Here is a 22,370-nt window from a genome sequence, read left to right on the forward strand (position 1 = left end):
GCCCATATGATCATCCCGTAACAACCGGACAGCTGTGCGGACTCCATGCGGATACTTGAGCGCATGCCACGCGTTCTGCTGATCGAAGACGACCGTGCCGTCCGGGAGGGGGTCGCCCTCGCCCTGCGCCGTCAGGGCCATGAGGTCGCCGCCGTCCCGACCGGGGAGGACGGGCTGGAACGGGTGCGGTCCTTCCGGCCGGACGTCGTGGTGCTGGACCTCATGCTCCCCGGGCTGCCCGGGCTCGACGTGTGCCGCCGGATCCGCGGCCTCGACCAGACCCTGCCGATCGTCATGGCGACCGCGCGCGGCGACGACGAGGACATCGTCGTGGGCCTGGAGGCGGGCGCCGACGACTACGTGGTCAAGCCCGTGCAGGCGCGGGTGCTGGAGGCCCGCATCCGGGCGGTGCTGCGCCGGGCGGGCGGCCCGCCCGCCGAGGGCGGCATACCGAAGATCGACACCTACGGGGACCTGTCCGTCGACCGGGCCGGGCTCGCGGTCGCCCGCGGCGGGGTGCCGATCCCGCTCGCCCCGTCCGAACTCCGGCTGCTGCTCACCCTGTCCGCCTCACCGGGGCAGGTGTTCAGCCGGCAGCAGCTGCTGGAGGCGGTGTGGGAGCACAGCTACCACGGGGACGCGCGGCTGGTGGACGCCTGCGTACGGCGGCTGCGCGCCAAGATGGGCGAGCCGCCGCGCGAACCGCGCTTCATCCAGACCGTGCGCGGCTTCGGCTACCGGTTCACGGCCCGGTGAGGCGCCCGCGTCTGCCGCAGCTGCGCGGCCTGCGGATCCGCCTGGTGCTCGCCTTCACGCTGGTGGCCGCCGTCACGGCGGCCACCACCGGCGCCCTGACCTTCCGCGAGGCCCGCACGGGTGTGCTCCAGCAGAGCCAGGACGCCGTGATCCAGCAGCTGCGCACCCAGGTCGGGCGCCTCGCCCGGGACCTCGCCTTCCCGCCGGACCGGGCCGCACTGGCCGGCTTCGCGGCGGACGTGGCCGACTCCGAGCCCTCCGGGACCTGGCGGGTGCTGGCCACGTACGGCAGCCTGAGCGCCACCTCGACACCCGGCGACCGCTTCCCGGAGCTGACCCCGGCCGTCCGCGAGGCCGTCGGCTCCAGCATGGCCACGGTCTTCCAGCGGGTGGCCGTCGGCGACCGCACCGCACTCGTCGTCGGCATGTCGGTCACCTTCGCCGAGGCACCCGCGAAGGGCGTCTACACCTCCGGTGTCCATGTCTTCCTGACCGTGCCGCAGACCACGGAACGCGCCTACGTCGACGCCCTGGTCACCGCCGCCGAACGCGCCGCCGTGCCCGCGCTGACGCTCGCCGTGCTGCTGGCGCTGCTCGCCGCCCGCGGGGTGCTGCGCCCGGTGCGGGCACTGCGCCGCGCCACCCGCAGCATCGCCGAGGGGCACCTGGACACCCGGCTCGCCGTCGAAGGATCCGACGAACTCGCCGATCTCTCCCACACGTTCAACGAGACGGCCGCCGCGCTGGAGAAGTCGGTGGCCGAGCTGCGCGGCATGGAAGCCCGGGCCCGCCGGTTCGCCGCGGACGTGTCCCACGAACTGCGCACGCCCCTCGCCGCCATGTCCGCCGTCACCGACGTCCTCGACGAGGACGCCGCCCGCCTGGACCCGGACACCGCCACCGCCGTCCGGCTGATCAGCGAGGAGACCGTGAAGCTGGCCCGGCTGGTGGACGACCTGATGGAGATCTCCCGTTTCGACGCGGGCGCCGCGGTGCTGCACCTGGACGAGATCGACCTCGCCGAGTCCCTGCGGCGCACCCTCGACGCCCGTGCCTGGACCGGCCTGGTGGAGTGCGACCTGCCGCCGCCCGGCACCCTGCGCGGCCGCGTCGACCCACGCCGCCTCGACGTCGTCGTGGCCAACCTGGTCGGCAACGCGCTGCGGCACGGCGCCCGGCCCGTCGTACTGCGCCTGTACGACGGCGGGGAACCCGGCGGTGAGTCCGGCGGGGCACGGCTCGCGGTGATCGAGGTCCTGGACAGCGGGCCCGGCATCCCGGACGACGTGCTGCCGCAGGTCTTCGAACGCTTCTACAAGTCGGACGCCGCCCGCACCCGCACCGAGGGCAGCGGCCTGGGCCTCGCGATCACCGCGGAGAACGTCCGGGTGCACGGCGGCACGGTGCGCGCCGCGAACCGGCCCGAGGGCGGCGCCGTCTTCACCGTACGGCTTCCCCTGCCGGCCGACGAGCCGCTCCGGGGGGACCGGTGGTGACCCTCCGGCGCCGGGCCCGGCTCGCCCTCCTGGTCCCCGCGGCCATGTACGTCCTGGCCTCCTGCTCCATCCCCGCGACCGGTGTCGTGCAGGCGGGCGGTCCCGCCGTCGGCGTCGTGCCGAAGGCACGGCTGTACTTCGTGCGGAACGGCGCCCTGTTCGCCGTCCTGCGCCCGACCGACGCGCCGGGCGACGTCGGGTCGGCGGTGCTGGATCTGCTCCGGGGCCCGACCGAGGCGGAGCTGCGCAAGGGAGTGACCACGCGGCTGCCCCTGCCCACGGGCCTGCCGACGGCGGTCCCGGCCGTCCCGGCGGACGGCGGTGCCACCGTCGTACCGGAGGCGTCCGCCTGGGCCGGCCTCGTGAAGGTGACGGCGGCCGACCACCGGATCTCCGTCCGGCTGTCGTCCGCGGCCGGCGACGCGGGCGATCCCGGCCTCGCGGCCGCACAGATCGCCTGCACGGCCGACGCGGCACAGCACGTCGCCGACCCCGGTGCCGAACCCGAGCCGGTGACGGTCACGCTCCCGGGCGGCCGGCGCTTCGAGGAAGCCGCCACGAGGTGTCCCGGCGTCTGACACCCCGTCCGTGTCCGGCACCCGTCTGATGGCCCCGCCGACGGCACGTCCCTCAACGGCCTTTCCTGCCACATCCGTTGGTCATCTCCTGCACGGGTCACACCCGGTGTCACGCACCGCGCGGGACCCGTGCCGTCGTCCGCAGCTCCGGGCCCTTGATGGACAGCCGCCCGCCGAACTGGGTGATCTGGGAGGCGGTCGCCCCGGCGAGCGTGATGGTCCGGGTGCGGGTGACCGGGTGCGAGAGCCAGCGGGGTACGGCGTCGGGGGTGACGGAGACGGTGCGGTCCGCCGGGAGCCGGCCGCCGCCGAGGCCCGTGACCCTGCCGGTCAGTTTGCGGACGTAGAGGGTCGCCACCCCGCCGGCACCCGACCCCTTGAGGGTGGAGGTGGTCGCCGGCCTCGCCCGCAGGCGCATCGCCGCACGGCCCCGGCCCGCGGTCAGATCGAGGCTGACGGCGTCCAGCGACCGTACGGTGAACTTCAGGGCGCGGACGCTGCCGGTCCCGGTACGCACCGAGACCACCCCGCGGAACCTCGCGCCGTGGAGTACGAGCCGGTCGGCGCGTAGCACGCAGGGGCCCTTGGCGGGGCGGACCGGGGGCGCCGAACCGAGCCGGGCACCGGAACCGCCGCCGGGCATGTGCGGCACGTCGGGGCGCAGGAGCAATGCCACGGCGACCACGGCCAGGGCACCCGCGAGGGGCAGGGCCACCCGACCGGGCACGGGACCGGCCGTACGAGCGCGCGGGTCAGGCGTCACTGCACCCCTCCCCCGCCGCAGCCGTCACGGCCGTCGCATCCGTCGCATCCGTCGCATCGGTGGCGACCGTCGCGGCCGGCCGGTCGTCCGGCGCCGTCGACGGCCCGTCGGCCGGGGGCGGCAGCCAGGCGCAGGCCAGGGAACCGCCGACCAGACCGAAGGCCACACCGAGGAAGAGGCCGCCGAAGTTCGCGACGGGGAAGGAGACGATGGCGAGCAGGAGGGTGGCGATCCCGGCGAACACCCGGAGATGGGGGCGGCAGCACAGTGCGATGCCCAGGGTCGGGAGCAGGGTTCCGATCACCAGGGACCCGGCGCCGGAGGTGGTCGACAGGGCGAGCGGAATCCCGCCCAGGTTCAGGTTCGCGTAGGGCCAGTAGAGGATGGGCAGACCGGCGGCGAAGGTGAACAGCCCGGCCCAGAAGGGACGTTCACCGCGCCAGGTGCGGAATCTGCGCCGGAACTCCGGCGCCCTGGCGAGCAGTTCACGTCCTCCGGCGAAGGGATTGGTGATCACGCGTCCTGTCCTGGTGGATGGGGTTCTGGTGCCGGGCGGAGGAGTCGGGTCCCCGGCGTGCGGCCGCCGGGGTCAGAAGCAGGCGTGGTCGCCCTGCCGGAGCCGCACGCGCAGGCCGGGAATGCTGAACGTGCCCGCGGAGACCGCGACCGCGGTCACCCGCACGTCGTTCAGGACGGTCGACGTCGCCTGCTGGCCGACGCCGTCGGGATCGAAGAACTGCGAGTTCCGGTCACCGGACCTGACCGGGCCCTTGGTGAGGGCTCCCTGGGCGACGCCGATGTCGAGGCCGGTGAAGTTCCCCTCACCGACCGACTCGGCCGTCGCGTCGATGTAGAAGTTCGAGGTCTCGACCGGCCGGCCGGAACCGCCGGTGACCCGCAGGGTCTGCGTGCCCAGCACCGGGACGTCGACGACGACGGACTGGCACAGCGTGTTGATCGTGGCATGCCGGAAACCGGAGACCACGACGGGGACGAGTTCGTGTTTCCTCGTCACGTCGACCATGCCGTAGAGGCTGAACCCACGGGCGGTCAGCGTCTCGGCGTAGAGCTGGAACTTCTGGCCGGAGATGAAGAACGAGGCGGCGAGCACTCCCTGCGCCATGGCGAGGCCGACGGTCGCGCAGACGGCGACGCCGGGCACCAGAATCACCGCGAAGCGTCTCCAGCGGGTTCTCCCGGCGCGGTGCGACATCCCGTCGTCTCCTTCGGTCGTGAGGTGGACCCGCCCATGCCGACAAGGCGGCAGATGCCCCGTTTGCCCGGTGATGGATCCTAGACTCCCGGCTACTCCGATCGACTGCACGCCAGGCCCGCCGGACGAGTGACGCACGTTCTGCTGCTCTCTTCGGGCGACCGGGGCGAAGCGGCCCTCAGGAGGCGAACGGCACCTGCGCCGACGGCGCTTCGCTCTTCCCGGCCGGATGCCGCCACACGCCCTGCGCGGCCAGCCGGGGCAGTACCCCTTCCCCGAACCAGTAGGCCTCCTCCAGGTGCGGGTACCCGGACAGCACGAACTCCTCGATGCCCAGCGCCGCGTACTCGCTGATCCGCTCGGCGACCTCGTCGTGGGAGCCGACCAGGGCCGTCCCGGCGCCGCCCCGTACCAGCCCGATGCCGGCCCACAGGTTGGGGTGGATCTCCAGCGCGTCCCGCCGACCGCCGTGCAGGGCCAGCATGCGCTGCTGTCCCTCGGACTCGCTGCGGGCGAGCCCCGACTGCACCGACCGCACGGTCTCCGGGTCGAACCCGTCCAGCAGCCGGCCGGCCTCGGCCCACGCCTGACCGGACGTGTCCCGGGTGATGACATGCAGCCGGATCCCGAACCGCAGGGTGCGCCCGTGTGCCGCGGCGAGCCCCCGGATCCGGGCGATCTTCCCGGCGACCTGGGCCGGCGGCTCTCCCCAGGTCAGGTACACGTCGACGTACCGGGCCGCGACCTCGCCCGCGACCGGCGAGGACCCCCCGAAGTACACCTCGGGGACCGGCTCCGGCACCCTTGCCAGCCTGGCGTCCTCGACCCGCAGGTGCTCCCCGTCCAGATCGACCGTCCTGCCCTCCCACAGCCCCCGTACGACGTCCAGGAACTCACCGGTACGGCGGTACCGCGCGTCCTTGTCGAGAAAGTCCCCGTAGGCCCGCTGCTCGTGGCTCTCGCCACCGGTCACCACGTTGAGCAGCAGCCGTCCGCCGGTCTGCCGCTGGAAGGTGGACGCCATCTGCGCGGCGAGCGTCGGCGAGACGAATCCCGGCCGGAACGCGACCAGGAACTTCAGCCGCTCGGTGTGCTGGCTGACCATCGCCGTGGTCAGCCACGCGTCCTCGCACCAGGCGCCGGTCGGGGTGAGCGCCCCCACGAAACCGAGGTCCTCCGCGGCCCTGGCGATCTGGCTGAGATAGGCGACCGTCGGCGGCCGGTCCCGTCCGGAGGCCGTCGCCGGGGTGCCGTGGCCGCCGCCGACGACATGCCGGCTGTCCCCGTTGGTGGGCAGGAACCAGTGGAAGGTGAGGGACACGGGGGGTCTCCGATCGAAGGGGACGGGGGTTACAGCAGGCCGTGGCGGGGCGGCCGGGTGCCGTTGAGGACGTACCGGCCGATGTGCTGGATCTTCCAGCGGGCGGGATCGTGCAGGGTGTGGGTCCGGGCGTCCCGCCAATGCCGGTGCAGGTTGAGGGAGTCGAGGGCCGAGCGGGTGCCGGACACCTCGAAGAGCGCCCCGGCGACGGTCACGGCCGCCTCGGCCGCCTGCACCTTCGCGGCGGCCACGGCGACGGAGGCCTCGGCGGCCGACGCGTCGGTGAGGCCGGCGCCGGCCGCGTCGACCGCGCGGGCGGCCTCCCGCAGCAGGGCCTCGGACGCCCTGACCAGGACGGCGAGTTCTCCGAACCGCTGGATCAGCAGCGGGTCCTCGGCGGCGGTCTCCACCCCGCTCTCGAACCAGGGGCGGCTCCTGGTCCGTACGAACTCCGCGGCCTCGGCCAGCGCTCCTGCGGCGATCCCCACGTCGATGGCGGCGTGCAGCAACTGGGCGACCGCACCGTGAATCTGGGGGCCCCGAAAGGTCAGATGGTGCGGCAGCACGCGGTCGGCGGGCACGGCCACGCCGTCCAGCCGGACGGTTCCGCTGGCGGTCGTGCGCTGCCCCATGCCGTCCCAGTCGTCGACGACGGTGAGCCCGGGCGCGCCCCGGGGGACGTACGCCACGTGCAGGTTGCCGTCCTCGGCGCGGGCCAGGACCGGGATCCAGTCGGCGAAGAGGGCGCCGGTGGAGTAGTGCTTGACCCCCGTCAGCCGATAACCGCCGTCGCCCTGGCGTTCCAGCCGGGTCCGGACGTCCTGGACGTGTTTCGTCCCCGCCTCGGACTGGGCGTTGCCGAGGCGGCCGCCGGCGAGCAGCTCCGCGAAGAAGAACTTCCGCTGCTCCTCGGTTCCCTGACGGCGTATCACGTTGACGTACACGAAGTGGCTCTGCGGGATCTGGGCGAGGCTGCCGTCGGCCGAGCCGAGGAGCCGGAAGATCTCGGCGAGGGTCAGGGCGTCGACGTCGGCGCCGCCGTACTCGGCGGGCACCGTGACACCCAGCAGGCCGGAGGCCGACAGACGCTCCAGCTCGGCCCGGGGCAGCCTGCGTCCGGCGTCCCGTTCGCCGGCCCCGGCCCGGAAGGCGTCGGCCAGGGCCCTCGCCACGGCGAGGGCCTCGGTGGCGTCGGCGATGACGTGGGCGGTCATCGCGGGTCAGCTCGCCGCGGCGAGGACGGGCGTACGGCCGGGCAGCGCGGCCGAGAACCGGTCGACGACCGGGACGAGCGCCTCGGCGGCGGCCGGTGCGAGGGTAAGGGTGCCGTCCTCTCCCACGGTGATGTCCTTGTCGAGGGTGAACCAGCCCTGGACTATGTGGGCGGCCCCCATGGAGTTGAGGACCGGGCGCAGCGCGTAGTCGAGGGCGAGGACGTGCGCGACGGAGCCGCCGGTGGCCAGCGGCAGCACGGTCTTGCCGGCGAGCGCGTACTGCGGGAGCAGGTCGAGGAGGGCCTTGAGGACCCCGGAGTACGAGGCCTTGTAGACCGGGGTGCCGACCACCACCCCGTCGGCGCGGGCGAACAGTTCGGTCGCCTCGACGATCGCCGGGTGCCGGAAGTCGGCGCCGAGCAGGGCCTCGGCGGGGACGGTGCGGACGTCGAGCGGGACGACCTCGTGGCCCTGGGCGGTCAGCCGCTGGTCCAGGTGGCGCAGCAGGCGGCCGGTGCGGGAGGTGGCGGAGGGGCTGCCGGAGACGGACAGGACGGTGGCCATGGAGCTGCCTCTTTCGGTGGCTTCGCAGGGGAGGGAGGGTCAGGCGTGCGCCCCGGCGGCCTCGGGCTCGCCGTCGGGGAGCCGGGCCTCCAGTTCGCGGACCAGGGGCAGCACGCGCCTGCCGAAGTACTCGACCTCCTCGTGGTAGTGCAGGAAGCCGAGCAGGAAGAGGTCGACGCCGAGCTTCTTGTAGGCGACGATCCTTTCGGCGATCTGTTCCGGGGTGCCGACGAGGCCGGTGCGGAAGCCGTCGTTGTACTGGACGAGGTCCTCGAAGGTGGAGTCCTGCCACATGCCCTTGCCGTCGGCGGCGGACTGCCCGGCCTGCTTGACGGCGGCGCCGAAGCCCGCGACGGCCTCGCTGTCGGCCTTGGCGATGATCTCGCGGAGGGTGTCGCGGGCCTCGGCCTCGGTGTCGCGGGCGATGAGGAAGCCGTTGAGGCCGAACCTCGGTGCCGCGCGCCCCGCTTCGGCGGCGGACTTGCGGACGTCGTTGAGCTGCTCGACGACCCCGTCGAAGTCCTTGCCGTTGGAGAAGTACCAGTCGGAGACGCGGCCGGCCATGGCGCGGGCGGCGGTGGAGTTGCCGCCCTGGAAGATCTCGGGGTGCGGGCGTTCGGGGGTGTTGAGCGGCTTGGGCTTGAGGGAGAAGTCCCGCAACCGGTAGAAGTCACCGGCCAGTTCGGTGTGGTCCTCGGTCCAGATCTGGCGCAGCGCGCGGATGAACTCCTCCGCCCGGCGATAGCGTTCGTCGTGCTCCAGCCAGGGCTCGCCGAGCGCGGTGAACTCGCCCTTGAACCAGCCGGAGACGACGTTCACGGCGAACCGGCCGTTCGAGAGGTGGTCGGCCGTGGCGCCGAGCTTGGCGAGGACACCGGGGTGCCACAGCCCGGGGTGGACGGCGGCGATCACCTTCAGGCGCTCGGTGGCGAGCAGCAGGGCGAGGCTGAAGCTGGTCGACTCGTGCTGGTACTCGGCGCCGTAGCTGGCCATGTAGCGGACCTGGCTGAGCGCGTACTCGAAGCCGTTGTTCTCGGCGAGGACGGCGAGTTCGCGGTTGTAGTCGTATCCCCAGTCGGTGCGTTGCTCGATCCTGCTGGTGACGAGACCTCCGCTGACGTTGGGGACCCAGTAGGCGAATTTCACGGGTGCGGCGGGCATGCGGAACTCCTGTTGCGGTTTTCGGGCACGCGAGAATTCACCGGGCCCGCGCGCGGTGCGGGCTCGGCACGCTGAATTCAGGCGGGAAAAGGAGAGGGAGGGAGCGCGACGGATCGTGGTGGGGTGATCAGGCCGCGGCGCAACAGGAGGCGCTGGAGACGCGCGCGAGGTCGACGTGGCGTCGCCGCGTGAGGTCCAGTCGCATCTTCATGCCGTCGATGGTCGCAGTCGGCGTCGACGGGCGTCAAGGAAAACCCGACCGTTCTCGCATCGCGGACCATTGAATTTCACGAACGTGTGACAGGGAAACCCTTGAACACACCTCGAACGGCGGCGCATTCTGCCGGGGTGCGGACCGAACAGCTGGAATACATAGCGGCCGTGACCCGGCTCGGCTCGCTGCGCCGGGCGGCCGACGAACTGCGCCTTTCGCAGCCCGCGTTGAGCGAGACCGTGCGGAACCTGGAGCGGGAGCTGGGCATCGATCTGCTGGAGCGCAAGCGCACCGGCGCGACGATGAGCGCGGCGGGGCAGGAACTGCTGCCACACATCGTCGAGGTACTGGAGGCGGTGGACCGGCTGCGGGTGGCGGCGGGCGAGCAGCACCGGATCAGCCGGATGGTGCGGGTCGGCACGGTCAACGCGGCGACCGTGCCGCTGCTCATCCCGGTGCTGCGGGACTTCCGGGCCACGCATCCGGTCACCCAGGTCGAGGTGGTGGGCGCACAGCAGACGGAGATCCACCGGGGGCTCACCGAGGGCGGTTTCGACCTCGGGCTGGTGAACCGTCTCGACGGCGACGACGTGCCCGCCGGCTTCGAGGCCACCGAACTGCTGCGCGGGCGGCCGGTGGTGTGCGTACGGCCGGACAGTCCGCTCGCCGGCCGGGCCGAGGTGTCCGCCGACGACCTGCTCACCGTGCCGCTGATCGCCATGCGCACCGGATATGTGATGCACCGCTATGTGCACCGGCTGCTGGCGGACCGTACCCCGGTCTTCTCGTACTCGACGGACGGGGCCGAGATGGGCAAGCTGATGGTCGCGGAGGGGCTGGGCGCGACGGTGCTCCCGGACTTCAGTGTGGTCGGGGACCCGCTGGAGCGCGGCGGGACGATCGTGTGCCGGCCGCTGGCCGGGGACGCCACCGAGGTGGTGCTGATGCTCCAGCGCAGGCGGGCCGAGTCGGTGCCGCAGGCCGCGCGGGACCTGTACGAGACGTTCGTACGACGGGCGGCCGAACTGGGCGCGGACGCCCGTTGAGCGCTCCGCCGGAAGTGCCGCGATGCGCCGTCGGCCGGCTGCGGCACCGTCGTGACGGGCCCGCTCGCCGAGGGGGTGCTCTCTGAACACACGTGCGGCGACAACGGCCGGCGCCCGTGGGCGCATCGTCCCGATCGCGCGGTGCGCGCACGATTCGTCCGCTTCGCCCCCGGTGTTTCGGTACGGTGGGAGCCGCTTTCGCGGACCGGGGGCCCGGTCCGGTTCCCCGAACGCTGACAGGGCATCACTGACCGGGCAAGGAGACAGCATGCTCTCGGACTCGATCGTCTTCGGCGCCGGGGGCTTCATCGGCCGCTCCCTGGTGGCGGAACTGCTGCGCCGGGGCCACCGGGTGGCGGCCGCCGTGCGCGGTTCCGGTGACGGGCTGACGGCGTGGCTGGACGGGCAGGGCGTGGACCGTACGGCCCTGACGGTGGTCCGGGCCGACATCACCGCGCCCGGTCTGGGGCTGCCCGAGGACGGCCTGTCCGGGGTCCGTGACGTCTACAACACCGCCGCGCGCTTCGCGTTCGGCATCACGGCGGCACAGGCGCGGGCGGTCAACGTGACGGGGGCCGTCCATGTGGTCGCCTGGGCGGCGGGCCTGCCGAAGCTGCGCCGGGTGGTGCACATCAGCGGCTACCGCATGGCCGCCGCGAACGGGGGGCCGCCGGACTACCGCCGGCTGGGCGCGTACGAGGCGTCGAAGCAGGAGGGCGACGCCGCGGTGCGGGCCCGCGCCGGCGAGCTGGGGGTTCCGCTGAGCATCGCCAATCCCAGTACGGTGATCGGCCCGGGCCAGTACCTCGGCCTGGCCGAGGTGGTCTCCGCGCTGTGGCAGGGCCGGCTGCGGGCCCTGCCCGGCGGCCCCGGCGTCTTCCTCCCGGTCGTGCCCCTGGACCACTTCGTCCGGTTCCTGGCGGCTCTTCCGCAGGACCCCGAGACCGCGGGCCGCACCTACTGGGTGCTGGACGACTCCACCCCCGAACTGCCCGCACTGGTCGGCCTGCTGGCGGAGCACATGGGGGTGCGCTCCCCCGGCCGCTCGATCCCGCTGGGTCTGCTGCGCAGGCTGCCGCGTGCGATCACCCGGGCGGATCCCGAGACCCTGTCGTTCCTGTCGACCGACCGCTACGACACGGCCTCCGCCCGCGCCCTGTCCGCGGCGCACGGACTGTCCATGGCGCCCGTGCAGGAGGCGCTGCGCGAGTGGGCCGACGACCTGGTCGCCACGCGCTTCGGCCGCTCCGGCCCGTCCCGCCGCCCCTACGGCTTCCGGACTGTGGCGGGCACCCGCACGTGGGTGACCGGAGAGCGGCGGCGCCCCGGATACGTGCTGCTGCACGGACTCCTGCTGAGCGCCGATGCCTGGGCGGGGACGGCGGACCGCCTGGACGCGCCCGTGCTCGCTCCCGACCTGCCCGGCTTCGGGAGGTCGGGAGCGGGCGCGGGAACTCTCGACGACTGGCTCGCCGACCTGCTGCGCCCGGTGGAGACCCGGCCGGTGCTGGTGGCGCACTCGCTCGCGTGCGGCCCCGCCCTGCGCTATGCCGCGGCCCGGCCCGACCGGGTCGCGGGGCTCGTGCTGGTCGCGCCGGCCTTCCTCCAGCGCCCGACCGCCGCGGTGCTGCGCTCGCCCTTGGCCGTACCGCTGCTGCGCACGGCTCCCGCCTCCCGCCTGGCCCGTTCACTCGGTCTGTCCGAGGACCCGGGGCTCGACGCGCTCGCGCTGGACCTGCGGCGGACCGGGGCGGCACGCCGGGTGGTCGCCGCCCTGCGCGACGCCCACGGGCAGCGCGCTGAACTCGGCCGTCTGCTGCGGGAGCTGCGGATGCCCGTGGACATTGTCGTCGGGTCGGCGGATCCGCTCACCGAGCCGGTGGACACGCCGGTCACGGTGATCGAGGCCGCGGGGCACTGTCCCCAGCTCACCCGTCCGGCGGCCGTCGCGGACCTGCTGGCGTCCTGCCGGGACCGGGCCGCCACCCCGGGCACTACCTCGTGAAGGCGAGGACCACGTTGTGTCCCCCGAACCCGAAGGACGTGGACAGGGCGGCCCAGACGGGCGCCCGTCGCGGCCCGCCGGACACCAGGTCCAGCTCGATCCCGTCCGACGCCTTGTCCAGGTTGCGGACCGGCGGGACCAGGCCGTGCACGAGGGTGAGGACGGTGAAGACGGCCTCGACCGCACCGGAGGCACCCAGCAGGTGGCCGGTGGCCGACTTGCACGCCGTGACCGCCGGATGCGGGCCCACGGCCTCCTGCACGGCCCTGGCCTCGGTGACGTCGCCCAGGGGCGTGCCGGTGGCGTGCGCGTTCACGTGGTCGATGTCTGCCCCGGACAGACCGGCGTCCCGCAGCGCCGCCCCGATCGCCCGTACCTGACCCTCCACGGCGGGCAGCGTCACGTCGTACGCGTCCGAGGTGACTCCCGCGCCCGACAGGACCGCGTGCACCTGCGCGCCGCGCGCCCGCGCGAAGTCGGCGCGCTCCAGGACGACCATGCCGGCGCCCTCGGACATGACGAACCCGTCGCGCTCCCGGTCGAAGGGCCGGGAGGCCAGGTCCGGGGTGTCGTTGCGCAGGGACAGGGCGCGCATCCGGGCGAACGCGCCGAGCGCCAGCGGGTGCAGGCAGGCGTCCGTGCCGCCCGCGACGACCACGTCCGCCCGGCCGGACCGGATCAGCAGTGTGCCGACCGCCAGCGCCTCCGCACCGGACGCACAGGCGCTGGTCGGGGCGTGCGTGCCCGCCCGGGCCCCCAGCAGCAGGCCGACCGCCGCGGCGCTGCCGTTGGGCATCAGCATGGGCACCGTGTAGGGCGAGATGGCGCGTGGGCCCCGTTGCTCCAGCCGGTCGTCCTGTTCGAGGAGGGTGAGCCCGCCGCCGATGCCGGTCCCCACGACCACCGCGAGGCGCTCGGCCTCGACCTCCGGCGCACCGGCGTCCGTCCACGCCTCCCCGGCCGCCACGACCGCGGCCGCCTGACTGCGGTCGAGGCGCCGCCGACTGATCCGGTCCAGCCGGAAGGCGGGGTCCTCGTACATGCCCCCTGCGATGCGGACGGGGAACTGCTCGGCCCAGGGGGCGTCCAGCCGGGTCACGCCGGACCGGCCGGACAGCAGCGCCGCCCAGCTGGACGGCACGTCACCGCCGAGCGGGGTGGTCGCTCCGAGGCCCGTCACCAGTACCTCGGCACCCGGGGGTGTGCGCCGGCCGGCGTGGGGCCGGTCCGGCTCAGTGGTCGCGGGCAGCATGACGGGTTCCTTCCGCGCGGTGTTCCTGTCCCTTGCCTTGCGTCGCCGGCGGGAGGTTCTCCGGCGTCTCCCAGGACGCCGGGGGGAGCCCGGCCGTCACCAGCGCCATGATGGCGATCAGTAATTCCCCGGAGGTGAGAATTTCTTCGGCCCTTTCCATGCCTTTCCCGGGCTCCTCGAATATCGACCTTTTCCTTCGGTATACCTGCCCGGAGAAATCTACTCGCCCGGAACGATCCGGCGCTTCACTCCTTTTCACGAGATCGGGGCAGGTCCGGGGGACCCCACAAAGGACCATTAGAACTATTAACAGCCTGCCACCTGTCCTATTTTATGCAGATAACCCGACAGTGCCCCCTCTAATGCGCTTGTTGCCGCGACGCTTGAACACCCTGCATAGTGAGGTAGTAATGCCGCAGGGGGAGCGAAACCAGCGGGACCTTGCATTATTCCACCCACTCGAAAGGAGAAGTCAATTCGTGCCTCAATACAGTGAGGGGCAGTTATTCTCGGCCACCCAGGACGTACGTGTCCTGCGCTGGCCGGTCGAGGTGCAGGAACTGGAGCAGTTGCGGCGCCGCGGAATCCTCCGGCTCCTCGTGGTGGAGAACGGCGCGACGCCGCCGGTTCCGAGCGACTCGCGGGAGGACTGGATCCGGGCGCCGGTCAGCAGGGCCGACTTCGCCGCCCGGGTCGCGGCGCTCCGGGCCAGAGCCGGCACGCACCGGATCCCCGTCCTCGACCAGGACGGGCTGCTCCGCTACGGCACCCGGATGGTGCCCGTGTCACCGACCCAGATGAACCTGCTGCAACCGCTGGTCGAGCGGTACGGCACCCTCGTGGCCCGGCACGAACTGATCGCCCTGCTCCGCGACCGGCGCGGCACGGCCAGCCAGAACGCCCTGGACCTGCACATCATGAGAATCCGGCGCAAGGTGGTCTCCCTCGGGCTGCGCGTCCGGACCGCCAACGGCCGCGGATATCTCCTCGAGTCAAACGACTGATCTTCACAACAGCCAACCAAACGAGCCCTGTTGAGCGCCGTGCGCTCAACAGGGCTCGCGCGGAGCACCGCGGGCTCACTGGAGCGCCCGCGGAGCGCGGGAGCCGGTCCACGGGGGGACGGGCTCCGGGCAGGGCGGCGCGATCAGGCCCGTACGGTAGGCGTGGATGACCGCGTGCACCCGGTTGCGCAGGTTCAGCTTTTCCAGCAGCCGTTGCACATGGGATTTCACGGTGTTCTCGCTCAGCACCAGCACCGCGGAGATCTCCGTATTGCTCAGTCCCTCGGCGAGCAGCCGGAACACCTCCCGCTCCCGCCGGGTCAGCAACTGGAATCCCGCCGCCCCCGCCGCCGGGACGCCGGGGAATTCCGCGGCCCCGGGATTCCGGCCGTCACCGCCCCCCGAAGGGTCCCGCTCCTCGAAGAAGATCCGGTAGCCGGCCGCCACGACGTGAATCGCGGACAGCAGCTGTTCCGGGGTGACCCGGTGGAGCACGACTCCGTGCGCTCCGGCCCGGAGGGCGAGCCGCGCGTCCGGACCGCCCTCGTGGGCCATGAGCAGAACGCCCGGCCCTTCGAGGCCGCAGCACGCGGACAGTTCGCCGACCAGTTCCACGGCGCCGGCGGACCCCGCGAGGACGCCGGCCAGCAACAGATGAGGCCGGAGTTCGCGGGCCTTCCCCACCGCACTCGCGAGGTCGGACACCTCGCCGACCACCTCGATGCCGCCGTCCCCCTCGAGGACGGACCGGATGCCGGTGCGGGCTATGGACCGGTCGTCCGCCAGCAGGACCCGGATCGGTGAACTCATCGCAGTCCCCTCCCGTCCCCTCCGGCCGGCACGCCGCCGCCGGGCATGCCGTCACACCAGGTCGCCCACACACCCCGGTACCGCCGGTTCGGGATCGGCGGGGCGGCCGTCGCGGGGGCGCCGCGGTACCAGCAGGACAGCCAGCGCGCCGCACGCGATCAGGGCGACGCCGGTCCACACCGCCGGAACCATGCCGTCCGTGAACCGGTCCGCGGTGCTGAGGTCCCCGTGCGCGGAGAACACCGAGGCGAGGACCGCGATGCCGAGCACACCGCCGAGTTCGCGCAGCGCGCTGATCGACCCGGAGGCCATGCCGCGCTCCCCGGCGCCGACCGCGCTCATCACCATGTTCGCGGTGGGCGTGAAGTAGCAGGTCATGCCGAGGCCGCACAGGACCAGGGCGGGAACCAGCGACGGATAGGGGACCTCGGGCGAGACCCGGGCGGCGATCCATCCCAGTCCGAGGGCCTGGAGGGCCAGGCCGAGCGCGACGATGGTCCGGCCGCCGACCCGGTCGGAGACCAGACCCACCAGGGGCGCCACGAAGATGGGCACCGCCGTCCACGGCAGGATCCGCAGGCCCGCCTCCAGGGGTGTGTAGCCGCGCGGCCCCTGGAGGAACTGGGTGAGCAGGAAGACCGAGCCGAACATGCCCGCGAACATCAGCAGCCCGGCGGCGTTCATGGCGCTGAAGGTCCGGTGGCGGAACAGCTTCATCGGGAACATGGGGTGCTCCGCCCGCAGTTCCCAGCGGACGAAGGCGATCAGGACGGCCGCCCCACCGGCCAGCGACAGCAGGACGCGCACGCTGGTCCAGTGGTCCGCGTGACCGTTGATGATGCCGAAGACGATCCCGAAGAGCCCGGCACTGGCCAGGACCGTGCCCACCAGGTCCAGGCGCGGGCTGGGGCCGTGGCTCTCGGTGAGCTTCCACCGGGCGACGGGCAGCACCAGCGCGCCGATCGGCACGTTGATCCAGAAGATCCACTGCCAGCTCAGGTGCTCCACCACCGCACCGCCGAGGAGCGGGCCCATGGCGATCGCGAGGCCCTCCACGGCACTCATCGCGCCCAGCAGGGCACCGCGCCGCCGCTCGGGCGCCGCTTCCGTGAGGATCGTCAGGTTCAGCGGCATCAGCAGCGCGGCGCCCAGCCCCTGTACGGCGCGGGCGGCGATCAGGGCGCCGATGCCGGGGGCCAGCGCGGCCCCGGCCGACGCGACGACGAAGACGCCCAGCCCGATGCCGAACATCCGCCGCCGGCCGAACCGGTCCCCGAGGGCCGCGCCGGTCAGCATGAGCACCGAGTAGGTGAGGGTGTAGGCGTTGACGGTCCACTCCAGTTGCTGGATGCTCCCGCCGAGGTCCTCGCGGATCGACGGCAGGGCCGTGATGACGACGAGGTTGTCGAGCGAGACCATGGCCACGCCCAGGCCACAGCAGAAGAACGTCCACAGCACGTTGCGTTGCCGAACACTCATGTCCACCTCCGTGGTCGCGATGGCTGCGCGGGCGCCGGCGGCACGGCCTCGCCCGGCCTGCGTCATGAGGCCGCGCGTTCGCGTCCGGTTCGTCGCCGGTGAACGCGCGGCCCGGGGTCGGTGCTTCGGGCCGGGGGTCAGGGAACGTCGCGGTCCACCGCGGCCAGGGGTGCCCGGCCCGCGCCGGAACGCCGGGCCAGCCGCAGCAACTCCGGCAGCAGCGACCCCAGTTCCACCGGCCACCGCGCCCGGCTGCGCCACCGCTCCGCGAGCGGCCTGGCCTGCTGGTGCACGTCGAGACGGACCTCGGGCCGCACCCGCTGCCCGGCCAGCAGCCGCACCACCATGTGGGAGCTGATCACGCCGAACGCCATGGCCGTGTAGGCGACCTGCGGGAAGCTGTAGTCGGTCCGGGCGTGGTTGGCCCGGATCTCGGCCAGCATGTCCGTCGGCACGTGCCGCAGCGGAACGGCCCGGCGCAGCAGGTCCCACATGTCGTAGCGGTCCGCGTCGTGCGGGCCGACGGCCCCCGCGAACGGTTCGCGGACGTGCCGGTAGTCGTAGCAGCGGACGTACTGGGTGCCTGCCATGTCCCAGCCGGTGATCAGGGGCAGCCGCCGCTGTACGGCGTGGCGGTGGAGCAGGAGTTTGGCCCGCCAGCCCTCGGGGGTCGTCACGTCCACCCCGTCGATGACCACCTGGCAGGAGGCCGTCAGTTTCCCGACGGTCTGCCGGGTGACCCCTTCGGTGCAGACCTCGACCGAGGCGTGCGGGTTGATCGCCCGTACCCGGTCCCCGGCCAGCGAGGCCTTGTTCCGGTCGAGGTCGGCGACGGTCGCCGACTGCCGGTTGAGATTGTTGAGTTCGTACGTTCCCGGGTCGGCGAGGACGAATCTCTGCAGGCCGAGCCGGGCCAGTGGTTCGACGGCGGCACCGCCGATCGATCCGCAGCCCGCCACCAGGACGGTGGCCGTGCGCAGCGCCCACTGATCGGCCTCGGCCACCACGCCGGCGTTCCGGGCGGTCAGCTCGGCGTAGAACCGGGCTTTCGCGGTGGGCCCCGCGGCCGTCTCGGGCATCCGTTCCCCGTCGCCGTTCGTCACCTGCCGGCCCTTTCTCGTGCGGGATCGGGACGGTGTCCCGTACTCGTCCTGCGTGCGGCCAGGGTGGTGATCACGGCCTGCCACGAGGCCAGGTCGCTCGTCCCGTCGAGGTAGGAGCGGACCACGTCGCGGTACCAGGCGATGTCGGCGGGCACCGGGGCGGCGAACGGCTTGGCCACGACCGTCTGCCGGTAGATCGGCGCCATGGGATCCGACGGGCACAGGTACGGCGAGGTGCCCTCGACGACGTGCAGGTCGAAGCCGACCAGCCGCAGATGGCGCAGGGCGACGTGCTCCTTGGCGTCGCCGAGGACGACGCGCACGCCGTCGCCCAGGGCGAGCAGCGCCTCGCCGATGCCGAGCATGAGGTGCCAGGGGACGCGGCTGTGCTGCTCGTCCCGTGGCATCGTCTGGTCCCGCAGGAACCGCTTGAACTCGAAGGCCTGGTGGGTGCCGAGGCCCGGCCGTGCGTACCTGCCGAGCAGGTCGATGCCGTGCGCCGCCTCCGTCGGGAACGGGGTGCGGCACGGGGAGTCCAGGGGCAGGCTCTCGGGGTCCGCCGAGCAGGCCAGTCCGACGTAGCCGCGGATCTTGCCGGAGCGCGCGCACAGCGTGACCGTGTGGATGTTCTCCACGGGCGAGTGCGGCAGTGGTTCGTGGAAGGCCGCGGCGCGGTGGACCGCGTCGGCGGAGATCCAGTTCAGCCGGAGGTACTGGGCGAGGCGGAACCCCAGCATCCCCTTGAGGTAGCGGGAGGGGAACTGGCTGTCGCGGCCCGTGACGGTGACCAGTGCGCCGTCGGGGTCCTCGACGAGGGAGAGCGGGTCGCCCCTCAGCTCCAGGGGCAGCCGGCGGTAGCTGAGCCGGTCGTGGAGCCTGATGATGTCCCGGGCGTAGCGCCGGGCGCGGGGGTCGCGGGTGGCGGCGGGCTCCGGGGCCGGGGCGCCGCGTAAGACGGGGCCGGCGGCGCGGCCGGCGGCGCTCACCACTCGTCCGTCCCGGCGTAGAGGCTCTCGGTGACGGCGAGTGCCAGGACCTCGGGGGTGCCCTCGTAGATCCGGGTGCCCAGCGCGTCCCGCATCGTCTTCTCCAGGCCGTAGGAGCGCAGGTAGCCGCGTGCGCCGAGCAGGGAGAGGGCGGCCTCCGCCACGTCGATCGCGGTCCGGTCCGCGAACAGTTTGGCCGCGGCCGGTTCGTAGACCGGCGGCGGGAGTTCGTTGTCGACCTTGTCCGCCGCCCGCAGGTACAGCATGCGGGCGGCGTCGACCCTGGCCGCCATGCCGGCCAGCTTCGCCGCCGTGAACTGCTGGTCCTTGAGCAGGCGCCCGCCCTGGACCCGCTCGCCGCACCAGGCGATCGCCTGTTCCAGGGCGCTGCGGGCCACGCCCGTGGAGATCCCGGCCACGGCGGCGCGCGCCATGTTGCTCTGCGCCATGTTGATGGCCATGCCCTCGCCCTCCGCGCCGATCATGTACTCGGCGGGCACCCGGACGTCGTGGAACTCCAGCTCGCTGCCGAGGCAGGCGCGGTATCCCATCTTGTCCGCCACGGGCCCGCGGACCACTCCGGGCAGGTCGAGGGGGACGATGAAGGAGGTGAGGCCGGTCGCCCCGCGGCTGCCCTCCATGGTGGCGAACACGGAGGCGAACGCGGCGACCTCGGCGTTGGTGATGAACCGCTTGCGGCCGGTCAGCACGTAGTCGTCCCCGTCCCGGCGGGCGGTCGTCACGTTGCGCGCGTGTTCGGCCTGGGAGGGGATGATGAGGTCGCAGCCGGCGTCCTCCTCGGTGACCGCGTTGCAGGCGAGGACCGGTTCGTCGCCCGAGAACAGCGGCAGGAAGCGGGCCTGCAGCCGCGGATCGCCGGACAGCAGGATCGGCGCCTGGCCGAGCAGGGTGGCGCCGAAGATCAGTGCCGTGCCGGGGCAGACCGCGGCCACCTCCTCCAGGGCGGTGGCGACGCCCAGCATCCCCACCCCCAGGCCGCCGTACTCCTTCGGGACCGCCGCGCGGGTGAGGCCGATCCGGTGGCCGTGGCCGACGAGGTCCCAGTCGAAATACGCGGCCGGTTTCTGGTCCATTTCCTGGACGCGGGGTTCGACGACGTTCCTGGCGAATTCCCTCGCGGCCTCCCGGAACTGCTCGACGTCGTCCGGCAGCACGTCGAAATTCAGCGCGGCCTCGGACACGGATTCGGAGAGAGCGGTGTTCACGTGCGGTGTCACTCCTTGTGCGTCGGTTCGGTGTTCGGGACAGGTCGCCCCACGACGGTTCACGCGCCCACGCCGGCGGCCGCCGCGATGTCGGGGTACCGGTCGAACGCGGGCCGCAGCATGGGCACCAGCTCCAGTACCTTGGCGACCCGGCCGCGGATCCGGAGCCGGCCCGTGGCGATGGCGACGGGCACCAGCAGCCGCCCCATCCACAGCGCGTGCGCCGTGTCGCAGGACATCCGGAGGGTGATCGCCGCGGGTCCCGCCTGCTCCGCGCCGACGCGGACACCGTGCTGCGGGGACACGAGGATCTCGCAGTCGGGCTTCGTGTGGACGAGCCGGACGGACAGCCCCTCCTGCCGGGCCCGCGCCACGAAATCGTCGTCCTCCAGCAATACGGTGAACAGACTGCTGAAGACCTTCACGGCCAATTCACTGGACGGAAAAACGGACATGTTCCCCCTTCGCTCTTCGCTCGCTTCTCCGGCACGAAAGCGCCCGTGAAAGAACGTTAGGGGCCGCCCCGACCGGCCACCACCGCGCCAACATAAGACCGAAGGGAAGCGGAAAGGACACGGAAAGAAGGCGCGGAAACCGGGTGACGGAAAACAGATAACGGAAAGGGAGACTCTCAGGGGGACCCGGGCTGCCTGATCCAGCCCAGCGACCGTTCGACGGCCCGCTGCCAGTTGTCGTACTCCGACTCCCGGTGGCCGGGGTCCATTCCCGGCAGCCACCGGGCGGCCGGGTGCCAGTTGCGGCGCAGGACCTCGAGGTCCGGCCAGTACCCCGCGGCGAGCCCGGCGGCGTAGCCCGCCCCCAGGGAGACCGTCTCGGAGACCATGGGCCGTACGACGGGCACGTCGAGCACGTCGGCGACGAACTGCATGAGCAGGTTGTCCGCCGTCATGCCCCCGTCCACCTTCAGCTCCTTGAGGGCCACGGCGGAGTCGGCGTTCATGGCGTCGACGACCTCACGCGTCTGCCAGCCGGTGGCCTCCAGGACGGCCCGGGCCAGGTGCCCGCTGGTGATGTAGGAGGTGAGGCCGACGATGACGCCGCGCGCGTCGCTGCGCCAGCGGGGCGCGAAGAGGCCGGAGAAGGCGGGGACGATGTAGCAGCCGCCGTTGTCGTCGACGGTCCGCGCCAGTGTTTCGATCTCCGGCGCGCTGTTGATCAGTCCCAGCCGGTCGCGGAACCACTGGACCAGCGCGCCGGTGACGGCTATCGACCCTTCCAGGGCGTAGACCGGCTGCCGGTCCCCGATCTTGTAGGCGACCGTCGTGAGCAGTCCGTGCCGGGACCGTACGACATCGGTACCGGTGTTGAGCAGCAGAAAGCTGCCCGTTCCGTACGTGCACTTGGCCTCGCCCGGGGCGAAGCAGGTCTGGCCGAAGAGCGCCGCCTGCTGGTCGCCGAGGGCGGCCGTGATGGGAACGCCGGGAAGCTGCGCGCGGGCCTCGCCGTAGGTCTCCGCGGAGGACCGGATCTCGGGCAGCATCGGACGGGGGACGCCGAAGAACTCCAGGAGTTCCTCGTCCCAGGTGAGCGTGCGGATGTTCATCAGCATGGTGCGGCTGGCGTTGGTGGCGTCGGTGATGTGCAGACCGCCGTCGGCGCCGCCGGTGAGGTTCCAGATCAGCCAGCTCTCCATCGTGCCGAACAGCACCTCACCGTCCTTGGCCCGCTGTTCCAGGCCTTTGACATGGTCGAACAGCCAGCGGATGCGCAGCGCGGAGAAGTAGGTGGAGGGCGGCAGGCCGCACCGGTCGAGGAAGAACTCCTCTCCGGGGCGGACTCTGAGTTCCTCGACCAGCGGCGCCGTGCGGGTGTCCTGCCAGACCAGCGCCCGGCCCAGCGGGGTGCCCGTGCGCCGGTCCCAGAGCACCGTCGTCTCCCGCTGGTTGGCCAGGCCGATGGCGGCGACCTGGCCCGGGTCCACGGCCGTACCGCCGCCCGCGAGGACCTCGGTCATCACCCGCCGCAGGTTCTGCCAGATCTCGACGGCGTCGTGCTCGACCCAGCCCGGCCGCGGGAAGTGCTGCTGGTGCTCCCGCTGCGCGACCGACACCAGCCGCCCGCCCCGGTCGAACAGGATGCATCGCGTGGAATTGGTGCCCTGATCGATGGACATCACATAGCGTTCCACCATGATCGGGTCCGCCTTCCGATGGGTCGC

General features: G+C 72.6%; 23 protein-coding genes. 6 read left to right on the forward strand and 17 right to left on the reverse strand.

What is annotated here, in order from left to right; translation table 11 throughout:
- Positions 1-63 precede the first annotated feature (63 nt).
- From ACFY6U_RS18745 to ACFY6U_RS18755, 3 genes are read left to right on the forward strand one after another with little or no spacing between them, the layout of a single operon-like run.
- Entirely contained in the window at positions 64-756 is a 693-nt protein-coding gene (locus tag ACFY6U_RS18745) for a response regulator transcription factor (RefSeq protein ID WP_351487893.1), read from the forward strand.
- Complete coding sequence (locus ACFY6U_RS18750) at positions 753-2,252, forward strand: ATP-binding protein (RefSeq protein WP_390039496.1); 1,500 nt, start codon at positions 753-755, stop codon at positions 2,250-2,252. Before ACFY6U_RS18745 ends, ACFY6U_RS18750 begins: the two co-directional genes overlap by 4 nt.
- Positions 2,249-2,830 (forward strand): hypothetical protein, encoded by a 582-nt coding sequence (locus ACFY6U_RS18755; RefSeq protein ID WP_390039498.1) that lies wholly within the window; start codon positions 2,249-2,251, stop codon positions 2,828-2,830. Before ACFY6U_RS18750 ends, ACFY6U_RS18755 begins: the two co-directional genes overlap by 4 nt.
- A gap of 109 nt (positions 2,831-2,939) precedes the next feature.
- Here the strand turns inward: ACFY6U_RS18755 and ACFY6U_RS18760 are convergent, their stop codons facing one another.
- The 8 genes from ACFY6U_RS18760 to ACFY6U_RS18795 form a co-directional block, all read right to left on the reverse strand.
- Positions 2,940-3,557, reverse strand: coding sequence for a hypothetical protein (locus ACFY6U_RS18760; RefSeq protein WP_390039500.1), 618 nt, complete (start codon positions 3,555-3,557; stop codon positions 2,940-2,942).
- A 25-nt stretch (positions 3,558-3,582) separates the two neighbouring features.
- Entirely contained in the window at positions 3,583-4,110 is a 528-nt protein-coding gene (locus tag ACFY6U_RS18765) for a DUF6114 domain-containing protein (RefSeq protein ID WP_390039502.1), read from the reverse strand.
- A 72-nt stretch (positions 4,111-4,182) separates the two neighbouring features.
- On the reverse strand, positions 4,183-4,806 hold the full coding sequence (locus ACFY6U_RS18770) for a DUF6230 family protein (RefSeq protein WP_390039504.1): 624 nt from the start codon (positions 4,804-4,806) through the stop codon (positions 4,183-4,185).
- Between the two features lie 178 nt (positions 4,807-4,984).
- Positions 4,985-6,127, reverse strand: coding sequence for an LLM class flavin-dependent oxidoreductase (locus ACFY6U_RS18775; RefSeq protein ID WP_390039506.1), 1,143 nt, complete (start codon positions 6,125-6,127; stop codon positions 4,985-4,987).
- A 29-nt stretch (positions 6,128-6,156) separates the two neighbouring features.
- Complete coding sequence (locus tag ACFY6U_RS18780) at positions 6,157-7,341, reverse strand: SfnB family sulfur acquisition oxidoreductase (RefSeq protein ID WP_390039508.1); 1,185 nt, start codon at positions 7,339-7,341, stop codon at positions 6,157-6,159.
- 6 nt (positions 7,342-7,347) lie between these two features.
- Entirely contained in the window at positions 7,348-7,905 is a 558-nt protein-coding gene (gene ssuE, locus ACFY6U_RS18785) for an NADPH-dependent FMN reductase (protein ID WP_390039509.1), read from the reverse strand.
- A 39-nt stretch (positions 7,906-7,944) separates the two neighbouring features.
- On the reverse strand, positions 7,945-9,066 hold the full coding sequence (gene sfnG, locus ACFY6U_RS18790; RefSeq protein ID WP_390039511.1) for a dimethylsulfone monooxygenase SfnG: 1,122 nt from the start codon (positions 9,064-9,066) through the stop codon (positions 7,945-7,947).
- A 127-nt stretch (positions 9,067-9,193) separates the two neighbouring features.
- Complete coding sequence (locus ACFY6U_RS18795) at positions 9,194-9,277, reverse strand: putative leader peptide (protein ID WP_350760414.1); 84 nt, start codon at positions 9,275-9,277, stop codon at positions 9,194-9,196.
- A 137-nt stretch (positions 9,278-9,414) separates the two neighbouring features.
- On the opposite strand from ACFY6U_RS18795, the gene ACFY6U_RS18800 reads away from it, so the two are divergent.
- Both ACFY6U_RS18800 and ACFY6U_RS18805 read left to right on the forward strand, forming a co-directional pair.
- Positions 9,415-10,326 (forward strand): LysR family transcriptional regulator, encoded by a 912-nt coding sequence (locus tag ACFY6U_RS18800; protein ID WP_390039513.1) that lies wholly within the window; start codon positions 9,415-9,417, stop codon positions 10,324-10,326.
- Between the two features lie 268 nt (positions 10,327-10,594).
- Positions 10,595-12,331 carry an alpha/beta fold hydrolase gene (locus ACFY6U_RS18805; protein WP_390039515.1) on the forward strand — a complete coding sequence of 579 codons (1,737 nt, stop codon included), beginning with the start codon at positions 10,595-10,597 and terminating at the stop codon, positions 12,329-12,331.
- Here the strand turns inward: ACFY6U_RS18805 and ACFY6U_RS18810 are convergent.
- On the reverse strand, positions 12,321-13,583 hold the full coding sequence (locus ACFY6U_RS18810) for a beta-ketoacyl-[acyl-carrier-protein] synthase family protein (protein WP_390039517.1): 1,263 nt from the start codon (positions 13,581-13,583) through the stop codon (positions 12,321-12,323). The two genes, ACFY6U_RS18805 and ACFY6U_RS18810, sit on opposite strands and share 11 nt — an antisense overlap.
- Positions 13,564-13,743 carry a hypothetical protein gene (locus ACFY6U_RS18815; protein ID WP_351487929.1) on the reverse strand — a complete coding sequence of 60 codons (180 nt, stop codon included), beginning with the start codon at positions 13,741-13,743 and terminating at the stop codon, positions 13,564-13,566. Before ACFY6U_RS18815 ends, ACFY6U_RS18810 begins: the two co-directional genes overlap by 20 nt.
- A gap of 319 nt (positions 13,744-14,062) precedes the next feature.
- Between ACFY6U_RS18815 and ACFY6U_RS18820 the strand changes: the two genes are divergently transcribed.
- Positions 14,063-14,587, forward strand: a complete 525-nt coding sequence (locus ACFY6U_RS18820) for a helix-turn-helix domain-containing protein (RefSeq protein ID WP_390039519.1) — start codon at positions 14,063-14,065, stop codon at positions 14,585-14,587.
- Positions 14,588-14,662: 75 nt separating this feature from the next.
- Here the strand turns inward: ACFY6U_RS18820 and ACFY6U_RS18825 are convergent, their stop codons facing one another.
- The 7 genes from ACFY6U_RS18825 to glpK all read right to left on the reverse strand — a co-directional run bounded on the left by ACFY6U_RS18825 (position 14,663) and on the right by glpK (position 22,343).
- Positions 14,663-15,397 carry a LuxR C-terminal-related transcriptional regulator gene (locus tag ACFY6U_RS18825; RefSeq protein WP_390039521.1) on the reverse strand — a complete coding sequence of 245 codons (735 nt, stop codon included), beginning with the start codon at positions 15,395-15,397 and terminating at the stop codon, positions 14,663-14,665.
- 51 nt (positions 15,398-15,448) lie between these two features.
- Positions 15,449-16,876, reverse strand: a complete 1,428-nt coding sequence (locus ACFY6U_RS18830) for an MFS transporter (RefSeq protein WP_390039523.1) — start codon at positions 16,874-16,876, stop codon at positions 15,449-15,451.
- A gap of 137 nt (positions 16,877-17,013) precedes the next feature.
- The gene (locus tag ACFY6U_RS18835; protein ID WP_390039525.1) at positions 17,014-17,979 is read right to left on the reverse strand and encodes a HesA/MoeB/ThiF family protein; all 966 of its coding nucleotides are present in this window, start codon (positions 17,977-17,979) and stop codon (positions 17,014-17,016) included.
- The gene (locus ACFY6U_RS18840) at positions 17,976-18,965 is read right to left on the reverse strand and encodes a hypothetical protein (protein WP_390039527.1); all 990 of its coding nucleotides are present in this window, start codon (positions 18,963-18,965) and stop codon (positions 17,976-17,978) included. Before ACFY6U_RS18840 ends, ACFY6U_RS18835 begins: the two co-directional genes overlap by 4 nt.
- Positions 18,962-20,191 carry an acyl-CoA dehydrogenase family protein gene (locus ACFY6U_RS18845; RefSeq protein WP_390039529.1) on the reverse strand — a complete coding sequence of 410 codons (1,230 nt, stop codon included), beginning with the start codon at positions 20,189-20,191 and terminating at the stop codon, positions 18,962-18,964. Before ACFY6U_RS18845 ends, ACFY6U_RS18840 begins: the two co-directional genes overlap by 4 nt.
- A gap of 59 nt (positions 20,192-20,250) precedes the next feature.
- The gene (locus ACFY6U_RS18850; RefSeq protein WP_390039530.1) at positions 20,251-20,646 is read right to left on the reverse strand and encodes a hypothetical protein; all 396 of its coding nucleotides are present in this window, start codon (positions 20,644-20,646) and stop codon (positions 20,251-20,253) included.
- 176 nt (positions 20,647-20,822) lie between these two features.
- On the reverse strand, positions 20,823-22,343 hold the full coding sequence (gene glpK / locus ACFY6U_RS18855; RefSeq protein ID WP_390039532.1) for a glycerol kinase GlpK: 1,521 nt from the start codon (positions 22,341-22,343) through the stop codon (positions 20,823-20,825).
- Between the last annotated feature and the right edge of the window lie 27 nt (positions 22,344-22,370).

Source organism: Streptomyces sp. NPDC013157 (genome assembly GCF_042899865.1).
Taxonomy (GTDB): Bacteria; Actinomycetota; Actinomycetes; order Streptomycetales; family Streptomycetaceae; genus Streptomyces.